This is a genomic window from Mycobacterium sp. 1274756.6 (assembly GCF_001668625.1).
Classification (GTDB): Bacteria; Actinomycetota; Actinomycetes; order Mycobacteriales; family Mycobacteriaceae; genus Mycobacterium.
The window spans coordinates 309,353-331,077 of the sequence record NZ_LZLJ01000093.1; the positions used below are offsets into that span (position 1 = coordinate 309,353).

The window sequence follows — 21,725 nt, forward strand, 5'->3', positions numbered from 1 at the left end:
TCGTGCGGTGCCGAGGCGCACCGACTGTTGACCGACACGCTGCCGAGGCCCCGGTAGCCATGGCGGTGCTGCCGATTCAGCCGAACACCGGCCGCCCGTCGTCGCCGGTGAGGTAGCGCTCGGTGCCCTCGGTCACCCGCGGTGCGTCGGCGCCCATCGCGACCGCGATCTTGTTCATGGCGTTGCGCATGACGTCGAGGGTGAGCTCGAGGGCTTGCTCTTCGGAGAAGTGCCTGCGCACATCGGCTGCGACGTCCGGATCGACGGCCCCGGGCGACCAAACCAGTTCGTCGACGTAGCGCAATGCCGTCTTCTGGGTGTCGGTGATCTGTGTCGACGTCTCGAAGCGTTCGATCTCGTCGTAGAGGGTCTCCGAACCGCCGGCATCGAGCGCTCCCCCCTCACGCAACGACGCGCACAGCCTGCAGTTGTGCGCGGCGGCGCCGCGCAGCCGGACCAGTTCCGAGGTCACCGGGTCCAGTGCGCGTAGCCGGGCCACCGCGGGGGCGAACCGGTCGAACACTGCGGTGGCCGCGTCGACGGAGTCGTCGAAGGTTGCGGGCGCGTCCCGCCACGGAGTCGCGATCTGCAACGCGTCCAAGCCGGCATGGATCCGGGGCAGGAAATCGGCGAGATACATCTGTACCACGGTCGTGAACGTGTCCGGGCCGAGCGCGTCCAGCAGCCGCGCGCGTTGCTCGTCGGTGATCCGCGAGACGTCGACGCCGAACTGTTCGGTGAATTCGGCCACCGCAGGATCGGTGTTATCCACCCCGGTCGCCAGGGTGATGAGCCGGGCCAACTCGACGTGGATCTCCATGGCCCGATTGTCTCCCGCCCGGGAAGGCTGCGGTAGGACAACGGCGACTACAGCCAGGGCATCTCGCCGGCTGCGAGTGGCCGCCACCATAATCTGCCGGCGCATCGATGACACCGACGTCAGAGCTATTCGCTATGCCTGGCTGTCCATCCACTAATTTCGGAACCAGCTGCTTCCTAAAGCGGCCGTTTCCCGATAATGTGGAGGCATGTCCAGGCCATACCGTGGTAACACTCCTGAAGTCCGGCACGCTGAGCGGCGTGCCCGGCTGCTCGCCGCCGGCATCGAACTGGTCGGCACCGGCGGGGTGGGCGCACTGACGATGCGGGCTGCGTGCCGCCAGGCACAACTGAGCCAGAAGTTCTTCTACGAAAGCTTCACCGACACCGACGATCTGCTGCGCGAGGTGTACCGCACCACATTTCAGCGGACGGTTGACGTCGTTGAGGCCGCGACCAGTCAAACAGTTCCTCCAGACCACAGACTTCGGGCCAGTGTCGAGGCTGCGGCAAAACTGGTAACAGACGATCCGCGGGTATGCCGCATCCTGCTGGTGGAGCCCGTCGCCGACCTTCGTTTGCGGCACTTCGTGCGCAAAACCGTTGCCGGAATGGTCTCAGTCACCGTCGGGCCGCCCGATGACTCCGACCTCAGCAAGATGCACTACGCCACGCTGTTCGGCGCCATCATCTCACTGTTCCTCGAATGGACCGAGGGCAACCTCGGCGACGACCGCGCCGCCTTCGTCGACCACGTCACGGCGACGGTGCTCGCCTCGCCGCTGGCTTCGGCCGCACTCGAACTGAAAGCGTGAAAAGCCAAACAGGAAGGGTTACGACCTATGTTCGACTTCAACATGTTGCTGGAGGAACTGGACAAGCCGCGGCTGCGGCAGCCACTGCCAGAGTACCTGGCGTCCAATCGCGGTGCGCCGTGGAAAGTCATCTCCGAAGACGAGCTCAACAAAATGCATCGGCAGTGGTTCGATGAACTCGAACGGCGGATCGCGTTCATGGGCGAACGGGGAATCGACATCGGTTGGCTCTACGAGTGGTCGGCCATGTACACCTGGAGCTGGATGGCGCGGGATATGAGCCGCAACCATGAGCTGTACACCCCAGATCTGCGCTATGTAGACCCGACGACCTTCGGCCGCACGATGGTAGGCCTCGACGAGTTCGTCAAGTACAACTTCGCGTTCATCGATGCGATCTCGGATTGGCGCTACGACCCGTTCCCGGACCAGATGTACATCGACGTCACGCCCGACGGCGAGACCCGGATGGCCGTCCGCTACATGGGCAGCGGATACGTCGACGGCACAATACGTCTGTACCCGTACGACAAATCCGCGCCCGCCATCACCGGCAACGGCAACTTCGTGCAGGCGTGTGCCTTCGACCGTTACCACTTCAATTCCGACGGGCTGATGTACTTCGGTGAAACCCTCTGGGACTTCATGGATGTCGCGCAGACGATCGGAATTGCGCCGCGCGATGACAGCTGGCAGTTCAAGGCCCTGATGGGGCTGGGTGCGTTGCCCGCGCACGGACGCCGGATCGCGAGCCGGATCCCGCTGCTACGACAGAGATAACCCGCGCAGCAGTCCCTTTCGGGCCCGGTGGATGAAGCGGCGCTTCCACCGCGCCTGGCCGGACAATCTACAGCCGTCGATCATCTCCAGGGCATTGGCCCACGGCGGCTCCGTCGTCGAGTTCGGTGTGCCGCTCATCCTGCTCGTTTCGCCGGGCGGTCCAGTGACGAAGATCGCGGCCGTGTCGTTGGAGTGGAACGTATTCATGATCTTCTCGCTACTGACGCTGTTCTGGGACAAGCCGGACGCCTGCTCCGGCAGGTCAACGCCGCCGAACGCCGCGCTTACGCAGAACGCTTGTAGCGGGCACCTCGACGAAATGCAGTACTCACAACGGCGCAGCGCATCAAGACCGCCCTAACAGCGGGTACTCCGGGTTGTCGACCTGAGTGGGATCGAGCACGGTGACCGACAACGTGGGCTTAGCCGCGCGTTCGTCCAGTCCGGCGAGGTGCTCCCACATCGCGTCGAGCATCGGTTGTAGGAACAGCTGGCCTAGTTGTCGCATCATCAGCCCGAGGATCTGGGTGGTCTGTGACCGGTCGGTGGACGCCAGCTGGCCATGGCGCAGGCTGTCGACCTCGGCGGTGGCCAGATCGGTGATGCGGATCAGGATGCTGCTACGCGGACCGGACAGCACCGCACGGCGCAGGTAGTCGACGACGGCCGGATTTCGAGCGAGCATCTGGCTGACCGCCGCATTGCGGGCGGCCGCGATCCCGCGCGGAGTTCCATCGTGTTCTGCACCCGCGATCGCGTGCTCGAAGTGGGCGACCACTAGCTGGTCGACCGCTTCCCGGATACCCTCCTTCGTCTTGAAGTGGTGTACGAGCAGTCCCACGTTGACCTCGGCCGCCGCCGCGATCGCACGCATCGAGGTCGCGTCCTCCCCGTCACGGGCGAAAAGGTCCAGCGCCGCATTGCGTATCCGGGCCTTGCTGGTCAAATCCTGTTCGGTGGCCCTCGGGCCGGTTTCCTGGGTCATCGCCCGCCCTTTGAATCGCATGGTCGACAGCGTAACCAGCACCGATGCTTGCTATACAGTCACACTATACGTTATACATTTGTATAGCGACGCCTGGAGAGGGGTTTGCCTATGGGTGGGCCGTTGACCGGAGTTCGAATCGTGGAGATGGCCGGGTTGGCTCCGGTGCCGTTCGGCGGAATGATGCTGGCCGATCTGGGCGCCGAGGTCATCCGGATCGACCGCGCACTGGCCGGCGCGATCGGTCTCACTCCGCCACCGGGCCCGCTCGACCGCGGCAAGACGCGCACAGCGGCCAACCTCAAGAACGCCGACGACGTTCATGAGGTCGTCGCACTCGCCAGCCGGGCAGACGTTTTCATCGAAGGTTACAGGCCCGGAGTAGCCGAACGGCTCGGCATCGGCCCGGACGTCTTGACGGCGGCCAATCCCCGGCTGATCTACGCCCGGTTGACCGGGTGGGGGCAGCGGGGACCCCTCGCCGATCGCGCCGGCCACGACATCAACTACATCTCGGTCGCCGGCGCACTGAGTCTGATCGGCCGGGCCGGCCAGTCGCCGGTGCCGCCCGGGGCCTTCCTCGGCGACTTGGCTGGTGGTGGCATGTTGATGGCGCTCGGAGTCATGTCCGCGCTGTACGAACGGGAACGATCCGGACATGGACAGGTACTCGACGTCGCGATGGTCGACGGCGCCGCATTGCTCACCACGTTCTTTCACGGCCTGCGCGCGGGCGGCATGTGGGACGGCGAACGCGGCGAGAATTTGATCGACGGCGGCCGAGCCTGCTACGACAGCTACCAAACCGCCGACGGCGGATATGTCTCGGTCGGCGCACTGGAACCGCAGTTCTTCAGTCAACTGGTCGACATCCTCGGCATCGATGCCACCGATTTGCCAGGCAATCTCGACCCCGCCGGCAGCGCGGTTTGGCGCAAATTGCTGTCCGAAGCCTTCGCAACCAGGACTCGCGACGAATGGTCCGAGGCCTTCGCCGGCACCGATGCCTGCGTCGCACCCGTGCTCAGTTTGTGGGAATCACACCAGCACCCACACAACCGTGCGAGGGACAGTCACATCACTGTCGACGGCCTCCTGCAGCCTGCCCCGGCGCCTCGGTTCAGCCGGACTCCGGCGTCGCATCCCGAACCTCTCAGATCCGGCGAACTGACCCACCTGCTGGACCGCTGGAACACCTCGGATCCGTCAGCAAAGGAGTGAAAGGTGACCAATGACGCTCTGGTCTACGACGCTATCCGGACGCCCCGCGGCAAGGGCAAGCGCGGCGCCCTGCACAGCATCAAACCGATCTCACTGTTGGTCGGTCTGGTTGACGAATTGCGCAGGCGCCAACCCAATCTAGACACCGATCGGATTGACGACATGGTCCTCGGCGTGGTCATGCCGGTCGGTGACCAGGGAGCCGATATCGCCCGCACTGCTGTGCTCGCGTCCGGTCTACCGCACACGGTCGGCGGCGTCCAGCTGAACCGATTCTGCGGGTCCGGGTTGACGGCGGTCAACTTTGCTGCACAGCAGATTCGGTCCGGCTGGGAGCAGCTGGTCATCGCCGGCGGCGTCGAATCGATGTCCCGAGTACCGATGGGCTCCGATGGCGGTGCTCTGATGACCGACCCGGCGACCGCCTACGACCTGTCCAGCATCTCCCAAGGCGTGGCCGTCGACCTGATGGCCACCATCGAGGGCTTCACGCGCACCGACGTGGACAACTACGCGCTGCGCTCGCAGGAGCTGGCAGCCAAGGCTTGGGCGGGTGGCCATTTCGCTGACTCAGTGGTACCGGTCCGCGACCAGAACGGCCTCGTCGTCCTGGATCGGGATGAACACATGCGGCCCGACGCCTCCCTGGAAAACCTCGGCCAACTCCGCCCGGCCTTTGAAGCCATCGGCGAGCAGGCTGGATTCGATGCCGTCGCGTTGCAGAAGTTTCATTCGGTGGAACGGATCAACCACATACACACCGCGGGCAACTCCTCCGGCGTGGTCGACGGCGCCGCGCTGACCCTGATCGGATCCGATGCGATCGGCGCGGAGCTGGGCCTGATACCGCGCGCTCGAATTGCAGGTGTAGCGACCTCCGGCGGCGACCCGACGATCATGTTCACCGGTCCACTACTGGCAACCGAGAAGCTGCTGGCGAAGGCGCGCCTGACCGTGAACGATATCGATCTGTTTGAGGTCAACGAGGCCTTCGCGGCGATGCCGCTCTTGTACCGTAAACATTTTCAGATCCCGATGGAGAAGACCAACGTCAACGGCGGTGCGATTGCGATGGGTCACCCGCTCGGTGCGACCGGCGCGATGCTGCTCGGCACCGTGATCGACGAGCTCGAGCGACGTGACGCCCGCCGCGCCGTTGTCACTCTCTGCGTCGCCGGTGGAATGGGCGTCGCCACCCTTGTCGAACGCATCTGAGCGCACGGTGATCAGCGGCGAACTTTGCCGATAACCACTACACAGGAGAGGAATCCAGCGATGAATGCGACGACAAACGGAGAACGGGACGCCTTTGTCGAGGCGGTCCGCAAGTTCAGCGCCCGCGAATGTGGCACACGTGAACAGCGCCAGGCACTGACCGAGGGCGGCACCAGCACGCACAGCCCCGCAATCGCGACCAAACTCGCTGAACTCGGCTGGCTCGGGCTGACGATCCCCGAGGAGTACGGCGGCTCGGGCGGAGGCCTGGTCGACGCCTGCCTGTTCATCGAGGAGATGGCATATGGCAGGATTCCGATCCCGAGTTATCCGGTGACCCTCATCGTCGCCAACAGCTACCGCAAGTTCGCATCCGAGGCGATCAAGCACGAGGTGCTCGGCGGTGTCGCACGCGGTGCGGTCGAATCGATCGCGATGTCCGAACCGGGTTCGGGATCCGACGTCGCCAGCCTGACGTGCCGGGCCGAACGCGTCAAGGGGGGTTACCGGATCAACGGCCAGAAGACCTGGTGCTCCAACGCCCATCACGCCGATCACATCCTGGTGGTGGTCCGCACCTCATCGGACGGCCCCAAGCACGAGGGCATCACGATGCTCTCCGTCCCCAGCGGCACACCGGGTCTGAAGATGAACCAGATAGATACGATGGGCGGCCGTGAGGTCAACGACCTCTACTTCGCCGACTGTTTCGTCGGCGCGGACCGACTGGTCGGCGGCGAAGGGCAGGGCTGGGCACAGCTGATCGCGGGATTGAACATCGAACGCGTCATCATCGGCGCGCTGTACCTCGGCATCGCCCGCCGCGCATTCGACGACACCCTGGCCTATATCAAGGGGCGCGAGCAGTTCGGTAAACCGATCGGCAAGTTTCAGGCACTCTCGCACCGCATCGCCGATCTCGCGACCGAGATCACCGCCACCGAACTGTTGGTGCACGACGTGGCACGCCGAGCCGACGAGAACCCCGAACAGCTGCTCCCGCGCGAGGCCTCGATGGCCAAGCTCAAGGCCACCGAGCTATGCAAACGCGCATCGCTGGAGGGCATGCAGATGATGGGCGGTTACGGCTACGCCACTGAATACGACATGGAATCGCTCGTGCGGGCGAGCCTCGTCTCCACCATCGTCGGCGGCACCAGCGAGGTGCAGCGCGACATCATCGCAAAAACCTACGGCCTATAACTGCCGGAGACCCCTGAGCTAAACCTCGAGGTCGCGCCCTGGGGGGTGGTGAAAGTAGCGTCGGCGTTTCCGCGAGAGGCTCTGTGGTTTTCACTATGCCGTGAGAGCTGCTGTGAGGGCAACACTTTCGGTTGGTTTGTAGTCGTGATCGCTGGTTTTGAGCAAGGCCAGGGTAGCTTCGGAAAGGGAACCTTTTGTCGGCGACCTGTTATCCGTCGTGGGCTTCGACGAGCACCGAGTCGCCAGCCGCAGTAGCGCGACCGGATTCGAGAATACACCGACGACATCGGTTTTGCGTTTGATCTCCCGGTTGAGACGCTCCAGCGGGTTGGTTGACCAGATCTTTTTCCAGTACGCCACCGGGAAGTCGGCGAACGCGGTGATGTCCTCGGCGACATCACGCAGCATGGTCTCGACCTTGGGCAGTTGCCGGCGGAGCATGGTGGCGATGGTGTCGAGTTGTTCGCGAACGTGCTCGGCGTCGGGTTGGGCGAAGATGATGCGGATCGCCGCGGCGATCATCTCCGCGGAGCCTTTTGGTACCTGCCCGAGGACGTTGCGCACGAAATGCACCCGGCGTCGTGGCCAGGCGGCCCCGATCAGTACGGCTTCGATCGCGGCCCGCAGGCTGGCACGGGCATCGGCGATGACCAACTGCACCCCGGCCAGGCCGCGTGATTTCAGCGAGCGCAGAAACGCTGTCCAAAACGCGCCGTCCTCGGAGTCACCGACGTCGAACCCGAGCACTTCGCCCCGACCATCGGCGGCCACCCCAGTGGCGATGACCACCGCTTGGGAGACGACCCGGTGGTTGACCCGAGCCGTGCAGTAGGTGGCATCGAGGAACACATGCGGGAATGCCTGCTCCGAGAGCGGGCGGTCGCGGAAGGCGGCTACTTCGGTGTCGAGGTCCGCGCAGATCCGCGAGACCTCGCTTTGGGAGATCCCGAATCGGCCTCGAGGGTTTTGACCAGGTCGTCAACCTTGCGGGCGGAGGTGCCGTGCAGGTAGGCCTCCATCACCACCGCGAACAGGCACTGATCGACTCGGCGCCGACGATCGAGCAGTGCGCGGAAAAAACGAACCCATCCGCAGCTTCGGGATGCGCAGCTCCAGATCGCCGGCAACGGCGGTCAAGGTGCGCGGCCGTGGCCCGTTGCGCTCCTCTCGGTAGTGATCCTTGGTCGTTTCACGACAGAGACTCCCGCGATGGTCTACCCACATCAGGACCGACACGCCACTACTACTTACACCGCACCCGGGGACGTGAACTTGGCGCGAGACCGCCGCCATGATGGTGCGGGCCAGCGGCTCCAGGCTGGACGACCAGCCCTTTACGCACGATTCGCTGAGGTCAGTGGTGTTCCACGAGTTCCAGCAGACGGTGGGCAATATGGCCAACAACGGCTACCGGTCGTTCACATTAGATCCGTCCCGCGGCACGCAGATGAAGCTGGTGGACCTGTTCAAGCGAGGGGCAGACCCCAAGACAGCACTGCCCCCGCTGATCCGGCCCTGTCTCACCGAGGCGCTCGACCGAGCGGTACCGACACACGATCCCGGCACCTACCCGTTCGCCATCGACAATTTCGAACCACAGCCCGACGGATCCGGCTATGCCGGTGACTACCGTGCGTTCGCCGTATCCTCCGACGAGCTGATCCTCCACCTGCCCGATCTGCCGATGACACACGAAAACCCGTGGCCACCGACCGACTCGTGGTGTCGACGGACAGCGGAACAGTGACGGTGCATGTTCCGCTGACGGCGCTGGCGGCGATCCTGACGGTATAAGAAAGCGGGTCGACTGCGACCCGCCCGGCCACTACCCTACTGCCGGTCAGCCCGGCCCAGTTCGTCGCGATACTTGCCGGTGAGCTCGGCGAGAAAGCCCGCCACGTACGCCGAGAAATCTGGATCTTTCATCAGCTCCCACTGGGGCGCCAGCAGTTTCACGTAGCGTTCGACGTAGAGGAATTGCTTGCCGATCAACACCAGCTCGCGTGGTAGCCGAACATCGTAGGCATCGGCGAGCGCCGAGAACTGCGCACCGACATCGGCATACGACAGGTCGCCTATCGACGTCATGGTCATCGGCGCGGCGAGGGCCTGCATGGTCTTGATGGTCTCGGCATCGGGTTCGATCGTGCCTGCGCCACCCAGCTCAAGCACGGCCCTGCCCATCGTGGCATGGTCATGGGTGACCAACAGCGCATACACCAACTCGCACACCAGCGAGCGGATCCGCGTGTCGATACGGCCCATGATGCCGAAATCGAGGAACACCGCACGGCCTGTATCGTCAACCAGCACATTGCCGGCGTGCAGGTCGCCATGGAACAGACCGTGCCGCAGACCACCCTCGAAGGTCGCGAACAGCAGTGCCTTCACCAAATCCTCACCGTCGCTGCCTTGGGCGCGTATTGCTGCGATATCGTCGATACGAACCCCGTGTACGCGTTCCATGGTCAACACGCGCTTACCGGTGAAATCCCAATACACCTCGGGCACCGTGATGATGTTGCCCAGCTGCGAGGCATTCAAGTTGCTGACCCATTCCTTCATGGACCGCGCCTCGATGCGGAAGTCGAGCTCCTCGGCGAGATGTTCGGCGAAGTCGTCGACCACGTGTCGGATGGATAATCGGCGGCCCGCCTTGGTGCATTCGGCGACTGGGGCCAGCCGCTTGAGAATCTGCAGATCGGCTGCCACCCGGCGGCGGATATCGGGCCGTTGGACCTTGACCACCACGTCCTGTCCACTGTGCAGCGTCGCGAAATGCACCTGCGCAATGGATGCCGAGGCGAACGGTGCCTCCTCGAAGTGCCTGAACAACTTTCGTGGCTCGTCGCCGAGTTCCTCGCGGATCAACCGGTGTACTGCCCGGGGTTCTGCGGCCGGGACCGCGTCCAGCAGGGTGCGGAATTCGCGGGATAGCGGCTCGCCAAATGTCCCGGGGCTGGACGCGATGATCTGCCCGAACTTCACATACGTCGGTCCGAGTTTGGTGAAGGTCTCGGGCGCCTGCTTGATCAACTCGGTTTTAAAGGTACCGCGGGCAGGCCGTGCCGCGACCGTCCGCGCCGCAGCTCGGACAAGTTGCCACCCCGCCGCTCCGATCCGTGCCGCCTCGACTCGTCGTGGGACTTCGTCGAGTTCGGCCGTCGGTCGAGTATCGGTTGACGTCACCGTCGGCCGTCCGACTCTAAGAAGCGTTCGGTGTAGAAGGCCATGCGTTCACGCACGGTGTCAGCGTCGATACCGAAGTCCTCGGGCTGATAGTGGTGTGTGCCTTTTCCGTGCCGTGGTTGGGTGCGGTGGTGATGCTCGATCATGGCCGCCGTGTCCGGCGGATCGAGCTCGGCCGCGGCGTAAACGCGCCGCAGGGTGGACCCCGGGTCGGCGACCAGATCGGTGTAGGAGATATCGAGACACGTGACAGTATCCGCCGACGGTGAATCGCGGAACTCAACGGCCCGACGAAGCCACAATTCGGTCTGCTCGGTTTGGAACCGGCCCACGTCATGACCGTCAACCTGGTCGCTGTAGGTCGACCGGAAGGTCGCGAACAAGCTTGCACCCGAGGCCACCGTTTCGACGACGTCGCGATGCAGGTGCACGATGCAAGCGCCGGGATAGGTCCCCGCGAGGTGCTTGAGTTCCGCGGTGTGAGCAGGAGCCTTGAGCAGCCAGCGACGCCCGTCGCTCTCATCGAGCACCGCCAGGTTCAGCCGATGCTGCGCGTATTCACTGGCAAAGTTCTGCCCTGCCAGCCAGGTGGAATAAGTGTCGAGGCGCGTGTTGGAACTCAACGCCCAGTTCCGCAAGGTGGTACCCATCCCCAGCACGCATTCCTCCGGCAGGCGCGCGCCCGAATCGTGGACCGTGGCTATCTGCGGGTTGAGCATGTGCAGCATGTCGTGGCCGGCCGCGCTGGCGTCGATGTGAGCTTCTCGCGCGGCCGCATCCATGGCGGCTGTCTGCCATGGGGCCAAGAGTTCCACCGGTAGCGGTGCGCGTAGCCGAGGGTCGTTGGCCATCATGCGGTACAGGTAGGTGGTCCCGGTGCGCCAGCCGCCGATGATCACGATAGGAGGGGCAAGCCGTCGTTCTGCGACGTCAGGGTGCTCGTCGAGATAGCGGTTCATCTCGATGCGGGCGGTCAGCCTCCCGACCGCGGCCTCGCGGACCATCCGGGAACCGAGCGCGTTGAGTCGCCCGTCTTCGGCCGCCGATGCCAGATACTGCTCAAGCCCGGCGCGCCATTCGGCCGGATCGCCGAGTTCGGCCGGGCCCCGGGCCCCGGTCGCCTGATCAACCACGGCGTCAACGACCTCCGTGCCGAGCCGGTATTGCTCCGGGTTCGCGGCACGGTCGGCTTCAGCGCCGGCGTGGATACCGAGGGCGATATCCGAGCGCGCCGGCGGCGCCCACGCCGTCACCGGCTCGCCTTCAGGTCGCTGAGGCGAACGTGCTGCACCGTCGGCGGTTCCGGAGGCTGCTCGGCTTGCAGGAAGCGCATCATGACGATACCTGCCGGCCGGCTCTCCGTGTCGATCCAATCGGCGGTCTCCAGGCCGGGGTCTTCGGCGGCCAGCACGAACCGGTACTTGCCGTCGAAGTCGGTCGCCGTGGTGTTCGTGTAGGAGACGGGGCGGTTCCGGTAGTCCAGGGAGTTGAGGAAGCGGCTGTAGGCGAGGATGTTCCAATACCGGCACGCCACCTTGTCGCCCTCGATGAGCAGTGCCTCACCGGGTGCGAGTTGCCAGCTCCCGCGCACGTAATGAATGTTCGGCTCGGTGAACACCGCGCCGCCCGCCAACTCCGTCCAGTTGCGAAACTCATTGGGAGCCTGAAACTCTGCGGCGGTAGTCGCCGCAATGATCATGGGTAGCGCCGAAATCAGCCCACCTACGCCGCGCAACTGGTTGTCAAACTGCGGCGGATCGATCGGCGCCGGAGCCGGCGGCGCATCGAATGGTTCGATCTCGCACCAGCCGAGTGCGTCGTTGCGTACGTCGTCGTGGAAATGTCGCACCCACAACACACTGGCACCCTCGGTCAGAGCGAGCCAGTCCCCGCTCGGTGGCCGTTCACCGCCGACGAAGACCTCAAAACCGCCTGTCTCGTCGAAGGAGATCGAGTCGCTGTCCAGACGCACGTCCGCCTGGACATCCATCATTCCGTTCTGTGAGTACACGGTGATAGACACGTACGAGGCATCGCCCCGGTTACCCGCAATTCGGTAACGCCCGCCGTCGTGGATGTCGGCCACCCAATATCGAAAATCGGGGTTGTCCATCAGGAACTTGTGTCTCCAGCCGTTGAACGGCACCAGCTCCGGGCGTTCGCGATCGACCTCGAAGCTGGCCAGCCGGTTCGCCACCGCGCGCAGCAAGGCGCGGAAGCCATCGGCCCGTTCGACTTCGTCGAGCCCTGCCGTGTTGGCGGCCAGCTGCTCTCCCGCGGCGCGCAGTCCGTCGACGAATGCGTTCCAGGCAGAGACTTCGCTCCTGGTCGGTTCGCCGTCGGCTGATCTCGGGTCTGTCATGTCGCCTCCATTTGATCGTCGTGATGTTGTTCGACAGTCGAGTGTGCGGATCATCGTGTCGGCACCGATTCCGGCGATCGACCCCTGGTATGGGTGAAGTCGTCCAGGTCGACCCGCCGGGTGCGGCGCTTGAATTGCGCGGCATAGCCGGGCCAGAAGGAGATGACCCGGCCGGAATCCCCGATGTAGTAGCTCTGGCAACCGCCGGTGGCCCAAACCGAGCCGCGCAGATCCCGGTCCAGTTCCTCGTTGAACGCCCGCTGTACTCCTCCCCGCACGTCGATCGCCTCGATATCGTGCGCGGCTGTGCGCGACAGACAATCCAGAATGTAGTTGACCTGCGCCTCGATGGTCACCACCGCCGACGTATAGGGCGCTGAGTTCGGACCGAGGATGACGAAGAAGTTTGGTAAACCGCTGACAACTGTTCCCAGGTAGGCCTGCGGGTCACCGCTCCACAGATCGGCGAGAGTCTTGCCTCCTCGGCCGATCACACGATTACCGAACGGATGATGGGTTATCTCGAAGCCGGTCCCGAAGATGACCGTGTCCACCTCATGCAGCGCACCGTCGGTGGTGAGGATCCCTTCCGGCACGATCCGGTCAATTCCCTCGGTCACCAGCCGGGTGTTCGGTGCCGTCAGTGCCGGGTAATACGTGTTGGAGAATGTCGGCCTCTTGCATCCGAATTTGTATTTTGGCGTCAGCTTTTCGCGGATCACCGGATCGGCGACCTGGCGGCGCAGGTGCCCACGGGCCGACCATTCCAAGCCTGCAGTCAGGGATGGGTGCTTGGCCAGCACAGGGACCAGGGATTCGAACAGTGCCCCGATGGCCTGGCGGCTCGCCCACTGTGCACCGGGCAGGCTGCGCCAGATGCGGCGCAAGGCCGAACCGATCGGTCGGTCCGGATGCGGTGCGACCCAGATCGGTGTGCGCTGAAATACCCGCAGTTCGGCGGCTTTGGGCTGAATCTTGGGAATGAACTGTACCGCCGACGCGCCGGTGCCGATGACCGCGACGCGCTCACCGGACAGGTCGTGCTCGTGGTCCCAGTGCGCCGAGTGAAACGCCTTGCCGGCGAACTCCTCCAGCCCCTTGAGCCGCGGTATCGATGGCGCGCTGAAGGGGCCGAACCCGGCGACTACGAACTGAGCCTCGATCACATTGTCGGTAGTCTCTACGAGCCACCGGCACCGGGCTTCATTCCATCGGGCCTCACGGACATCGCAACCGAACCGGATATGGGGCAGCACGCCGAACTTTTCGGCACATTCACGCAGATAAGCCTGGATCTCAGGCTGCAACGGATACAGCCGTGACCATTCGACGTTCGGCGCGAACGAGAACGAGTACAACAGGGCGGGTACATCGCACTGTGCGCCGGGATAGGTGTTCACGTGCCAGGTACCGCCAACATCAGATTCCCGCTCCAACACCACGAAATCGGTGATGCCCTGCTCCCGCAGCCTGATCGCGGTGCACAGACCGCCGAAGCCGGCGCCGATGATCACCACGCGCACGTTCTGGGTCGGTGCTGTTGGGACTTGTTCGGTCATTTTGTCCTCCCGTGCAGCAGCACGACCACAAGATCGATCAGCTTGTCCACGCGCGTCGACCGGCTGAATGACGCGATTCGCAGTGGCAGTGCGAATCGCTGCTCGGTCGTCGATTTGGCGAAGGTGAACTCCCGCAGTCCATCTGGCCCGTTAACCCGGCCGAAGCCCGAGGCGCCGACGCCGCCCAGCGGCAGGCTCGGGACGAGCGGGTGCACCAGGATTCCGTTGATCGAGGTGGCGCCGGAGCGGATCCCGTCGGCGATAGGCCGACCGTTGCGCTTGGAAAAGACCGTACTCCCCAGACCGTAGCGGCTGGCATTCACACGCTGCACGGCCTCTGTGGCATCGCGCACCTTGGCGATGGTCATGGTGGGCCCGAAGGTTTCCTCGGTCACGGCCGACGAGTCCTCGGGCACGTCAACGAGGATCGTCGGTTGCACGAAGTTTCCGCCTATCCCGTCGATTCCTCCCACAACGGCTCGCCCACCCCGCGACAGCGCATCCTCGATCTGTTCGCGGATGATCCCGATCTGTTTGGGCAAGGTGATCGGGCCGATCTTGGAATCCGGCCGCCCGGCGTCGACGGTCTTCGCGAGTTCGGTTACTTTGCTGACGAACTCGTCGTAGACGGCCTGGTGCACGTAGGCCCGTTCGACAGCGACACACGTCTGCCCGGCGTTCGAGATGGCACCCCATACCGCAGCGTCGGCAGCCGCAGCCACATCGGCATCGGCGTCGACTACCAGGGCGTCCTTGCCCCCGCATTCCATGACGACCGGGACGAGGTTCTCCGCGCATGCCGCCATCACCAGCTTGCCGGTCGCGGTCGAACCGGTGAAGGCGATCTTGTCGACACCGCTGCGGCACAACACCGCACCCGTCCCTGCCAGACCGGTCACCACCTGTAGCACCGGATGCGCAGGCACTGCGCGACGAAAGGCTTCCGCGAGCCAAATGCCGGTGGCGGGAGTCACCTCACTCGGTTTGAGCACGACGGCATTACCGCCGGCCAATGCACTTGCAAACGAGGTGAGCGGGACGTAGGCAGGATAATTCCATGGTGAGATGACTCCGATCACACCGAGCGGGAGGTACTCGACGGTGGCCGTGTTGTTGAAGGTCAGCACCGACGCCGACACCGACCGCCGCCCGAGGATCTTCTGTGCGTTGCGGGCTGCCCATTTCAGATGCTCGAGCCCGAGGTCTATCTCCAGTCGTGCGTCGGAGACCGGCTTACCGGTCTCGGCGTGGATGAGCGCGGCCAGTTCCGCACGCCCGCGCACGATCTCGGCCCGCCACGCGTCGAGTGCCTTACCTCGTCCGGCGAATCCGATCGCCGCCCACGCTTGCCCCGCGCGCCGCGCGTCCGCGACCGCCTTGGTTACTTCGTCGGTGCAATGCACCGGATAACTGCCGAGCTCCTCACCGGTCGCCGGGCTCGTCACGATGAAGCTGGGCTCATCTGCGCCAGTTGAGCCTTCGTTGCGATCGGGGGCAATGCTCATGACGCACTCACCGTGGACTCGCCGGCAACTACCTCATGCACCCCTGGCTTGGTTCCCGGTGCATACATGTCATCGATCTCCTGTGCGTACTTCTCGACAATGGTCCGCCGTTTGATCTTCAACGTGAGGGTCAGCTCTTCACCGCCCGGTTCCCAAAAGGTCGGCAGTATTCGAAATTTCTTGACCTGTTCGACCCGGGACAGCCGCGCGTTACCCTTTGCCACCCCGTCGGCGATCTCCGCCACAACATCGGGATCGGCGGCGAGGGCGACCGCCGCTGCGCTCGCGAGACCGTGTTGCGCTGCATAGGGTTCGGCGCTCTCGGCGTCGAGCACGATCAGTGCGGTCACGTACGGGCGGTTGTCGCCGATCACAGATATGGCACCGATGAGCGGGGTCTCGGCCTTGATGGCATTCTCGATGTTGGCTGGCGACATGTTCTTGCCGCCGGAGCTGATGATGAGTTCCTTCTTGCGATCCACCACGCGCAGATAGCCGTCATCGTCGAAATACGCCACGTCGCCAGTGTGCAACCAGCGGTCGGTGTCGATCGCCTCGGCGGTCTTCTGCGGCTCGCGGCGATATCCCTTCATCACCAGTGGTCCGCGGATCAGCAGTTCGCCGTCGTCGGCGATCTTCGCCTCCATGCCGGGTAACAGCCTACCCACGGCGCCCAACTTCGCCTCGTGGGGCGGGCTGACAGTGCACAGGCAGGACAGCTCGGACATTCCCCAGATCTCGGACATCGGGACCCCGAGTCCGGCGAAGAACGCCAATGTTTCCGGGGGCACCGGGGAGCCGCCGACCAGCGCCCACTTCAACCGGTCAAGGCCGAGTTTCGTGCGCAGCGCGGACAGCACGAGTTCGTCGGCTTTCGTCCACTCGGCAGCCACATCCTCCGGTATTGGATGCCCGCCGAGCTGATATGAGCCGCGCTTGGCACCCACAGCCATTGCCCACTGCAGCGCGTCACGACGGTTCTCATCAGGCTCGCCCGCGACTGCCAGCTCCAAACCCGCCTTGAGCTTCTCCCATACCCGTGGCACGCCGCCCCAGATGGTGGGGCGGGCGTCGGGTAGGGCTCCGCCGATGAGCTTGGGATCGCCGACGACGATGATCTCGGTGCCGAATACTTCCTGCAGATACAGCGAGGTGAACCGGTCCGCGATGTGCGCTGAGGGCAGATACGAGGTCATCCGGTCGCCGAACTCCACGCCGAGGACCGACGCGACCGAATAGGCCTGGTACATCAGGTTCGCGTGAGTGGTCTCGACACCCTTGGGATTGCCGGTGGTGCCCGATGTGTAGATCAGTGTCGCGACATCCTCGGGACGGACCGCCCGCCAGGTCGTAGCGAAGTCGAAATCGGCCGCCCCACGGTCGATCAGATCGGATACTGCCAGCGTGCCCGCGGGCGCCTCGTCGACGCACACAATGTGGTCGAGGTCGACACCGCTGGCCCTGATTCGCTCGACGTGCTGTGGCTCGCAGATCACCACGCGAGCGCCGGCATTGCCGAGCACGTACGAGATCTGCTCGGGCGCCAGCGTGTTGTACACCGAGAACGATGTAGCGCCCAGATGCTGAGCACCCACCTCCAGCGGGTAGAACTCAACCCGATTGGACATCATCAATGCGACGGTGTCGCCGCGCCGAACACCCAGGGCGGCCAGTCCCGCCGCCACCTGTCTGACCTGAGCCGCGTATTCGCGCCAGCTCAAGACCTGGGTGTGCCCGGGCGTCCGCACCGCGACGGCGTCCGGGGCGATGGTCGCCGTGTGCTGGAACGCCTCGACCAGGGTGTCGAACGCCTGTGTTCCCATGTCATATCTCCCGTCTACATCTACTCAGTACGAGCGGGGAAGCTTCAACGAGTGCTGAGCCACATAGTTGAGGACCATCTCCCGACTCACCGGGGCGGTTCGCATCAGGCGGGCAAACCACCACAAGTCCGATATGCCGTACTCGATGGTGAACCCGTTGCCGCCGTGCGTCTGGATCGCCTGGTCCACGCACTTGATCGAGGCCTCGGCCGCAGCGTATTTGGCCATGTTCGCAGCCTCACCGGCACCAGGGGAACCGGCATCGATGAGTGCTGCCGCCTTCTGGGTCATCAGTCGGGCCAGTTCGAGTTCGATCTTGGCTTCGGCGAGCGGATGCGCGACGCCCTGATGCGCACCGATGGGTGTGCTCCACACCGTGCGCTCCCGCGCGTACTGTGCCGCCTTGTCCAATGCCCGCAGCCCGTTGCCGATCATGAGCGAGGCGATGATCACTCGCTCCGGATTCAGACCGTCGAAAACCGCGGTCATACCGCCGTTCTCGCCGCCGATGAGGCGTTCCTCGGCCACCTCGACACCGTCGAAGAACACTTGCGATTGTTGGTCGGCGCCGATGAACGGCATGGCGATGGTGCCTCGGCGCAGGCCCGGTGCGGTCGCGTCGACGATGCACAGAACAGGCTGAGCCAGTTGGTCATTCGTGTCCCTCAGTCGGGCAACCACCAGGATCGCATCGGCCGACTCGACTCCGGAGATGAAGGTTTTCTGCCCGTTCAGCACATATCGGTCGCCCTCACGCCGCAGTTCAGTGCGCAGGTTGTGAGCATTGCTGCCGGCGTCGGGTTCGGTGATGGCGAATGCCACTTTTGTGGTGCCTTCGGCGACCCCGCGCAGCCAGCGTCGTTTCTGCTCATCGGTGGCATGGCGCGCCAGCACCGAACCGGCGATGGCCGAGGAGACCACGAGCATCACGCTGCCCTTGGCCGCACGCGTGGTTTCCTCGCCGACCAGGATCAGACCACTCATGCCCATGCCGCCGCCACCCCATTCCTCCGGGATGTTGAGGCCGACGAAGCCGCCCGCTGCGAGATCAGCCCACACGTCCTGCATCGACTCGCCGCGCTCAGCCGACTGCCGCATGTGATCCTCGGGATACTTCGCGCAGATCTTGCGGACAGCGTCTCGGATCGCGACCTCCTCGTCGCTCGGAGTCAGTCGCAGAACAGGTGCAACAGTGTCGGTTTCGGCTGTCATTTGGTGTCCTTTCCTGTGGCAGCACGGGCCGCGGCGACGGCTTCGAGAAATCCCGGCGGTGGGTATGGCCCCGCCCCGAAGACGTCGCGGGCGCCGTCGAGGGTGAGTACGGAACCGTTGAAGTAGTCACCCGCAGGCGATGCGAGAAAGGCCACCAGCCAACCCCATTCCTCCTCGGTCCCGAACCGGCCCGCAGGCACTCGGGTCAAGGCGTCCTCCTTGACACCCGGTACGTAGCGGGTGCTGAGCGCATTGGTGTCGAAGTGACCGGCCGCAAGCGCGTTGAGACGAATCCCGAACCGGGCCCATTCGATCGACAGCGTCTTGGTCATGTTCTCGACCGCCGCCCTGGCCGCCGAGGAGTGCACCAGGCCGGGAAAGCCGTCGTGCGGGGAGAGCGTGACGTTCAAGATCCTGCCGCCACCCTGCGGGATCATCGCCTTGGTCGCCACCGCGTGGGTCATCAGCCAGGTCCCCAGTATGTTGGTCTCGAGCACCTTGCGAAACCCATTGGGAGTGATCATCTCCGCGGGCAGACCGAACTGACCGACCGCATTGTTGACCATAGTGTCGATGTGACCGTGTTCGCCGACGACCCGGTCAATGAATGCGTCGACCGCATCCGGCTCCCGAATGTCGAGCGATTCAGACTGTGCGGTACCGCCGATCTCCTCGATCATCGATACCGTCTCGGCCAGCGGATCGGCCCGCCTGCCGCAACCGATGACGGCCGCGCCGCCGCGCGCGAGTTCCAGCGCCGCGGCGCGACCCAGTCCGGTACCTGCGCCGGATACGACGCAGACCTGGCCCTTGAGCACATCGGGTGCCAGGATCCGGGAGTTCTCAGGTGAGTTGGTCGCCATTCGTGTGCTTCCTCAGGCCAACTCGGCGCCAGAGGCGGCTAACTCCACCAGGAACTGCGGCGGAGTGAACCGCTCGCCGTACCTGCCCGCGAGTTCACGTGCGCGCGCGACGAATCCCGCGACCCCGTCGGGGTACTGATTGATGTACTGGATGGACCCGCCAGTCCATGCCGGGTAGCCGATCCCGAAGATCGAACCGATATTGGCATCCGCGACCGTTCCCACGATGCCCTGGTGGTAGCAGTCAGCCGCCTCAAGCGCCGCGGCCACCAACATCCGCTCCTTCATGTCCTCGAACGGGATCTCGGCCTCGGGCCGGTAGAACTCCTCGAGCAGTCCCGGCCACAGCAGCAGACGCTTACCCTTTTCGTCGTACTCGTAGAAGCCCTTGCCCGCCAACCGGCCGGGGCGTTTGAACTCATCGACCATCCGGTCCATCAGTGAGCCGCCGATCGTATCGACGAACACGCCACCTGCGCTCTCGACGTCCTTGATGAAGCCGGCCCGAACCTTCTGGGTAGTCTTCATGTTCACCTCATCGAGCAAGGCGAGCGCCCCCACCGGGAACCCGGCCTGGGTGGTGGCCTGTTCCACTGATGCCGGATGCACGCCTTCGGCCACCAGCGACAACGCTTGCTCGACGAACTTGAAGATCACCCGGTTGGCGTAGAACGCGTACACGTCCTTCACCACGATCGGTGTCTTCTTGATCTGCCCCGCGAAGTCCAGGGCCCGGGCCAGCGTCTCGGCGCTGGTGCCGTCGCTGTCGATGACCTCCACCAGGGGCATCTTGTCGACGGGTGAGAAGAAGTGCAGGCCGACGAAGTTCTCCGGCTTGCTGATCGACGACACCATCTCCGACAAGGGCAACGCCGACGTGTTGGTCGCAATGACCGCATCCGCGTCCAGATAGGGCTCGACCTCGGCGAACACCTTGCACTTGAGATCCAGATCCTCGAAGACCGCCTCCACCAGGAAGTCCGCGCCCTTGACGTCGGCGATGTCCGCGGTGGCGATGATTCTGCCGAGCAATTCGTCGCGCTGCGCTTCGCTCAAACGTCCCTTGGTGACTGCGGTGTCGAGCAGCTTGCGGGAATAGTCCTTGCCTCGCTCGGCGGCTTCGACAGTGAGGTCACGCAGCACCACCGTGGCGCCCGACTGTGCTGCCACGTAAGCGATCGCCGCACCCATCATTCCCGCGCCCAGCACCGCGACGTGCTCGGCCTTGCGGACCGGGAAGCCGTCCGGACGCGAGCCGCCCTTGGCGATCGACTGTAAATCGAAGAAAAACGCCTTGATCATGTTCTTGGCGACCGGGCCGGTGCACAGTTCCATCAGGTAGCGCGTCTCGATGGCGAAAGCGCCATCGATGTCGACCTGGGTGCCCTCCACCGCTGCGGCCAGGATGGCGCGCGGTGCCCGCATCGGCTGGCCCTTGAGCTGCTTGCGCAGATTGGCAGGCAGCGCAGGCAGATTCGCGGCGAACGCCGGGTTCGCCGGGGTGCCGCCCGGAATCCGGTAGCCCTTGACGTCCCACGGCTGCGCTGCTTGCGGATTCGCCTTGATCCAAGCCCGCGCCTTGCCCAGCATCTCCTCGGGCGTGGCGGCGAGTTCGTCGACCAGGCCAACCTTGAGCGCCGCCGCCGGGGCGCGCTTCTGGCCCTGCAGCAGCACCTCGGTCAACGCCTTGACGACACCGAACATCCGTACCGTGCGGGTGACACCGCCCGCGGCCGGGAGCAGCCCTAGGGCCGCCTCGGGCAACCCGATCAGGTTGCCCCGGACATCGAGAGCGATCCGGTGATGGCAGGCCAGGGCGATCTCGTATCCCCCGCCCAGTGCCGCACCGTTGATCGCCGCGACCACCGGAACCCCGAGCGTTTCCAGGCTGCGCATGTTCGCCTTCAAGCCGGTCAACTCTGCGGTCAGTTCGGGGACGTCGGCCTCGGTGAAGGTCAGGAAGCGGGCCAGGTCGGCACCGGCGAAAAAGGTCTCTTTCGCGGACGTGACGATGACACCGGCAAGCGAGTCCTTTTCCTCGACCAGCCGCTGCACTGCTGCCGTGAAGTCAGCCGCGAATTGCGGGGTCATCGTGTTCGCCGACGCCCCTTCGGCATCCAGGGTGATGGTGACAACGCCGTCGGCGTCCTTGTCCCGCGTGATACTCGACATTC

General features: G+C 64.5%; 18 protein-coding genes and 1 pseudogene. 7 read left to right on the forward strand and 12 right to left on the reverse strand.

What is annotated here, in order from left to right:
• Positions 1 to 76 precede the first annotated feature (76 nt).
• Positions 77 to 910: a carboxymuconolactone decarboxylase family protein gene (locus A5643_RS16145; RefSeq protein ID WP_082949000.1), complete on the reverse strand. Its 834-nt coding sequence runs from the start codon at positions 908 to 910 to the stop codon at positions 77 to 79.
• A 118-nt stretch (positions 911 to 1,028) separates the two neighbouring features.
• Between A5643_RS16145 and A5643_RS17905 the strand changes: the two genes are divergently transcribed.
• From A5643_RS17905 to A5643_RS16160, 3 genes are read left to right on the forward strand one after another with little or no spacing between them, the layout of a single operon-like run.
• Entirely contained in the window at positions 1,029 to 1,634 is a 606-nt protein-coding gene (locus tag A5643_RS17905) for a TetR/AcrR family transcriptional regulator (protein ID WP_082949001.1), read from the forward strand.
• Between the two features lie 27 nt (positions 1,635 to 1,661).
• On the forward strand, positions 1,662 to 2,414 hold the full coding sequence (locus A5643_RS16155) for a nuclear transport factor 2 family protein (protein ID WP_066857778.1): 753 nt from the start codon (positions 1,662 to 1,664) through the stop codon (positions 2,412 to 2,414).
• Positions 2,353 to 2,775, forward strand: a complete 423-nt coding sequence (locus A5643_RS16160; protein WP_286143675.1) for a DUF3556 domain-containing protein — start codon at positions 2,353 to 2,355, stop codon at positions 2,773 to 2,775. The genes A5643_RS16155 and A5643_RS16160 overlap by 62 nt, the downstream gene beginning before the upstream one ends.
• Here A5643_RS16160 and A5643_RS16165 read toward each other — a convergent pair.
• On the reverse strand, positions 2,761 to 3,399 hold the full coding sequence (locus A5643_RS16165) for a TetR/AcrR family transcriptional regulator (RefSeq protein ID WP_066857784.1): 639 nt from the start codon (positions 3,397 to 3,399) through the stop codon (positions 2,761 to 2,763). The two genes, A5643_RS16160 and A5643_RS16165, sit on opposite strands and share 15 nt — an antisense overlap.
• A gap of 111 nt (positions 3,400 to 3,510) precedes the next feature.
• Between A5643_RS16165 and A5643_RS16170 the strand changes: the two genes are divergently transcribed.
• The 3 genes from A5643_RS16170 to A5643_RS16180 are packed head-to-tail and all read left to right on the forward strand — an operon-like array spanning position 3,511 to position 7,038.
• A complete protein-coding gene (locus tag A5643_RS16170) occupies positions 3,511 to 4,620 on the forward strand; it encodes a CaiB/BaiF CoA transferase family protein (RefSeq protein WP_082949002.1) in 1,110 nt (369 codons plus the stop codon).
• 3 nt (positions 4,621 to 4,623) lie between these two features.
• Positions 4,624 to 5,835, forward strand: a complete 1,212-nt coding sequence (locus A5643_RS16175; protein WP_066857789.1) for an acetyl-CoA C-acetyltransferase — start codon at positions 4,624 to 4,626, stop codon at positions 5,833 to 5,835.
• Positions 5,836 to 5,895: 60 nt separating this feature from the next.
• On the forward strand, positions 5,896 to 7,038 hold the full coding sequence (locus A5643_RS16180) for an acyl-CoA dehydrogenase family protein (protein ID WP_066857792.1): 1,143 nt from the start codon (positions 5,896 to 5,898) through the stop codon (positions 7,036 to 7,038).
• A 93-nt stretch (positions 7,039 to 7,131) separates the two neighbouring features.
• On the opposite strand, the pseudogene A5643_RS16185 reads toward A5643_RS16180, so the two are convergent.
• Positions 7,132 to 8,262, reverse strand: a pseudogene (locus A5643_RS16185) (IS256 family transposase).
• A gap of 67 nt (positions 8,263 to 8,329) precedes the next feature.
• On the opposite strand from A5643_RS16185, the gene A5643_RS16190 reads away from it, so the two are divergent.
• On the forward strand, positions 8,330 to 8,785 hold the full coding sequence (locus A5643_RS16190) for a hypothetical protein (protein ID WP_156628850.1): 456 nt from the start codon (positions 8,330 to 8,332) through the stop codon (positions 8,783 to 8,785).
• Between the two features lie 83 nt (positions 8,786 to 8,868).
• Here A5643_RS16190 and A5643_RS16195 read toward each other — a convergent pair whose 3' ends face one another.
• The 9 genes from A5643_RS16195 to A5643_RS16235 are packed head-to-tail and all read right to left on the reverse strand — an operon-like array spanning position 8,869 to position 21,723.
• Positions 8,869 to 10,227, reverse strand: coding sequence for an ABC1 kinase family protein (locus A5643_RS16195; protein ID WP_066857798.1), 1,359 nt, complete (start codon positions 10,225 to 10,227; stop codon positions 8,869 to 8,871).
• The gene (locus tag A5643_RS16200) at positions 10,224 to 11,480 is read right to left on the reverse strand and encodes a sulfotransferase family protein (RefSeq protein ID WP_066857801.1); all 1,257 of its coding nucleotides are present in this window, start codon (positions 11,478 to 11,480) and stop codon (positions 10,224 to 10,226) included. Before A5643_RS16200 ends, A5643_RS16195 begins: the two co-directional genes overlap by 4 nt.
• The gene (locus tag A5643_RS16205) at positions 11,477 to 12,589 is read right to left on the reverse strand and encodes a DUF1214 domain-containing protein (RefSeq protein ID WP_066857804.1); all 1,113 of its coding nucleotides are present in this window, start codon (positions 12,587 to 12,589) and stop codon (positions 11,477 to 11,479) included. The genes A5643_RS16200 and A5643_RS16205 overlap by 4 nt, the downstream gene beginning before the upstream one ends.
• A gap of 50 nt (positions 12,590 to 12,639) precedes the next feature.
• Positions 12,640 to 14,148: a flavin-containing monooxygenase gene (locus A5643_RS16210; protein WP_066857807.1), complete on the reverse strand. Its 1,509-nt coding sequence runs from the start codon at positions 14,146 to 14,148 to the stop codon at positions 12,640 to 12,642.
• Positions 14,145 to 15,653: an aldehyde dehydrogenase family protein gene (locus A5643_RS16215; RefSeq protein ID WP_066857810.1), complete on the reverse strand. Its 1,509-nt coding sequence runs from the start codon at positions 15,651 to 15,653 to the stop codon at positions 14,145 to 14,147. Before A5643_RS16215 ends, A5643_RS16210 begins: the two co-directional genes overlap by 4 nt.
• A complete protein-coding gene (gene fadD11, locus A5643_RS16220; RefSeq protein WP_066857813.1) occupies positions 15,650 to 17,476 on the reverse strand; it encodes a fatty acid--CoA ligase FadD11 in 1,827 nt (608 codons plus the stop codon). Before fadD11 ends, A5643_RS16215 begins: the two co-directional genes overlap by 4 nt.
• 24 nt (positions 17,477 to 17,500) lie before the next feature.
• Entirely contained in the window at positions 17,501 to 18,688 is a 1,188-nt protein-coding gene (locus tag A5643_RS16225) for an acyl-CoA dehydrogenase family protein (RefSeq protein ID WP_156628851.1), read from the reverse strand.
• Positions 18,685 to 19,551, reverse strand: coding sequence for an SDR family oxidoreductase (locus A5643_RS16230; protein WP_066857818.1), 867 nt, complete (start codon positions 19,549 to 19,551; stop codon positions 18,685 to 18,687). Before A5643_RS16230 ends, A5643_RS16225 begins: the two co-directional genes overlap by 4 nt.
• 12 nt (positions 19,552 to 19,563) lie before the next feature.
• Positions 19,564 to 21,723 (reverse strand): 3-hydroxyacyl-CoA dehydrogenase NAD-binding domain-containing protein, encoded by a 2,160-nt coding sequence (locus A5643_RS16235; protein ID WP_066857820.1) that lies wholly within the window; start codon positions 21,721 to 21,723, stop codon positions 19,564 to 19,566.
• Between the last annotated feature and the right edge of the window lie 2 nt (positions 21,724 to 21,725).

Excerpts from the sequence above, each read along its gene's own strand:
- A5643_RS16190 (WP_156628850.1), top strand. The coding sequence starts at position 8,330 with ATGATGGTGCGGGCCAGCGGCTCCAGGCTGGACGACCAGCCCTTTACG.
- A5643_RS16210 (WP_066857807.1), bottom strand. The coding sequence starts at position 14,148 with ATGACCGAACAAGTCCCAACAGCACCGACCCAGAACGTGCGCGTGGTG.
- A5643_RS16215 (WP_066857810.1), bottom strand. The coding sequence starts at position 15,653 with ATGAGCATTGCCCCCGATCGCAACGAAGGCTCAACTGGCGCAGATGAG.
- A5643_RS16230 (WP_066857818.1), bottom strand. The coding sequence starts at position 19,551 with ATGGCGACCAACTCACCTGAGAACTCCCGGATCCTGGCACCCGATGTG.
- A5643_RS16180 (WP_066857792.1), top strand. The coding sequence starts at position 5,896 with ATGAATGCGACGACAAACGGAGAACGGGACGCCTTTGTCGAGGCGGTC.
- A5643_RS16235 (WP_066857820.1), bottom strand. The coding sequence starts at position 21,723 with ATGTCGAGTATCACGCGGGACAAGGACGCCGACGGCGTTGTCACCATC.
- A5643_RS17905 (WP_082949001.1), top strand. The coding sequence starts at position 1,029 with ATGTCCAGGCCATACCGTGGTAACACTCCTGAAGTCCGGCACGCTGAG.
- A5643_RS16170 (WP_082949002.1), top strand. The coding sequence starts at position 3,511 with ATGGGTGGGCCGTTGACCGGAGTTCGAATCGTGGAGATGGCCGGGTTG.
- A5643_RS16225 (WP_156628851.1), bottom strand. The coding sequence starts at position 18,688 with ATGACAGCCGAAACCGACACTGTTGCACCTGTTCTGCGACTGACTCCG.
- A5643_RS16205 (WP_066857804.1), bottom strand. The coding sequence starts at position 12,589 with ATGACAGACCCGAGATCAGCCGACGGCGAACCGACCAGGAGCGAAGTC.
- fadD11 (WP_066857813.1), bottom strand. The coding sequence starts at position 17,476 with ATGGGAACACAGGCGTTCGACACCCTGGTCGAGGCGTTCCAGCACACG.
- A5643_RS16165 (WP_066857784.1), bottom strand. The coding sequence starts at position 3,399 with ATGACCCAGGAAACCGGCCCGAGGGCCACCGAACAGGATTTGACCAGC.
- A5643_RS16155 (WP_066857778.1), top strand. The coding sequence starts at position 1,662 with ATGTTCGACTTCAACATGTTGCTGGAGGAACTGGACAAGCCGCGGCTG.
- A5643_RS16145 (WP_082949000.1), bottom strand. The coding sequence starts at position 910 with ATGGTGGCGGCCACTCGCAGCCGGCGAGATGCCCTGGCTGTAGTCGCC.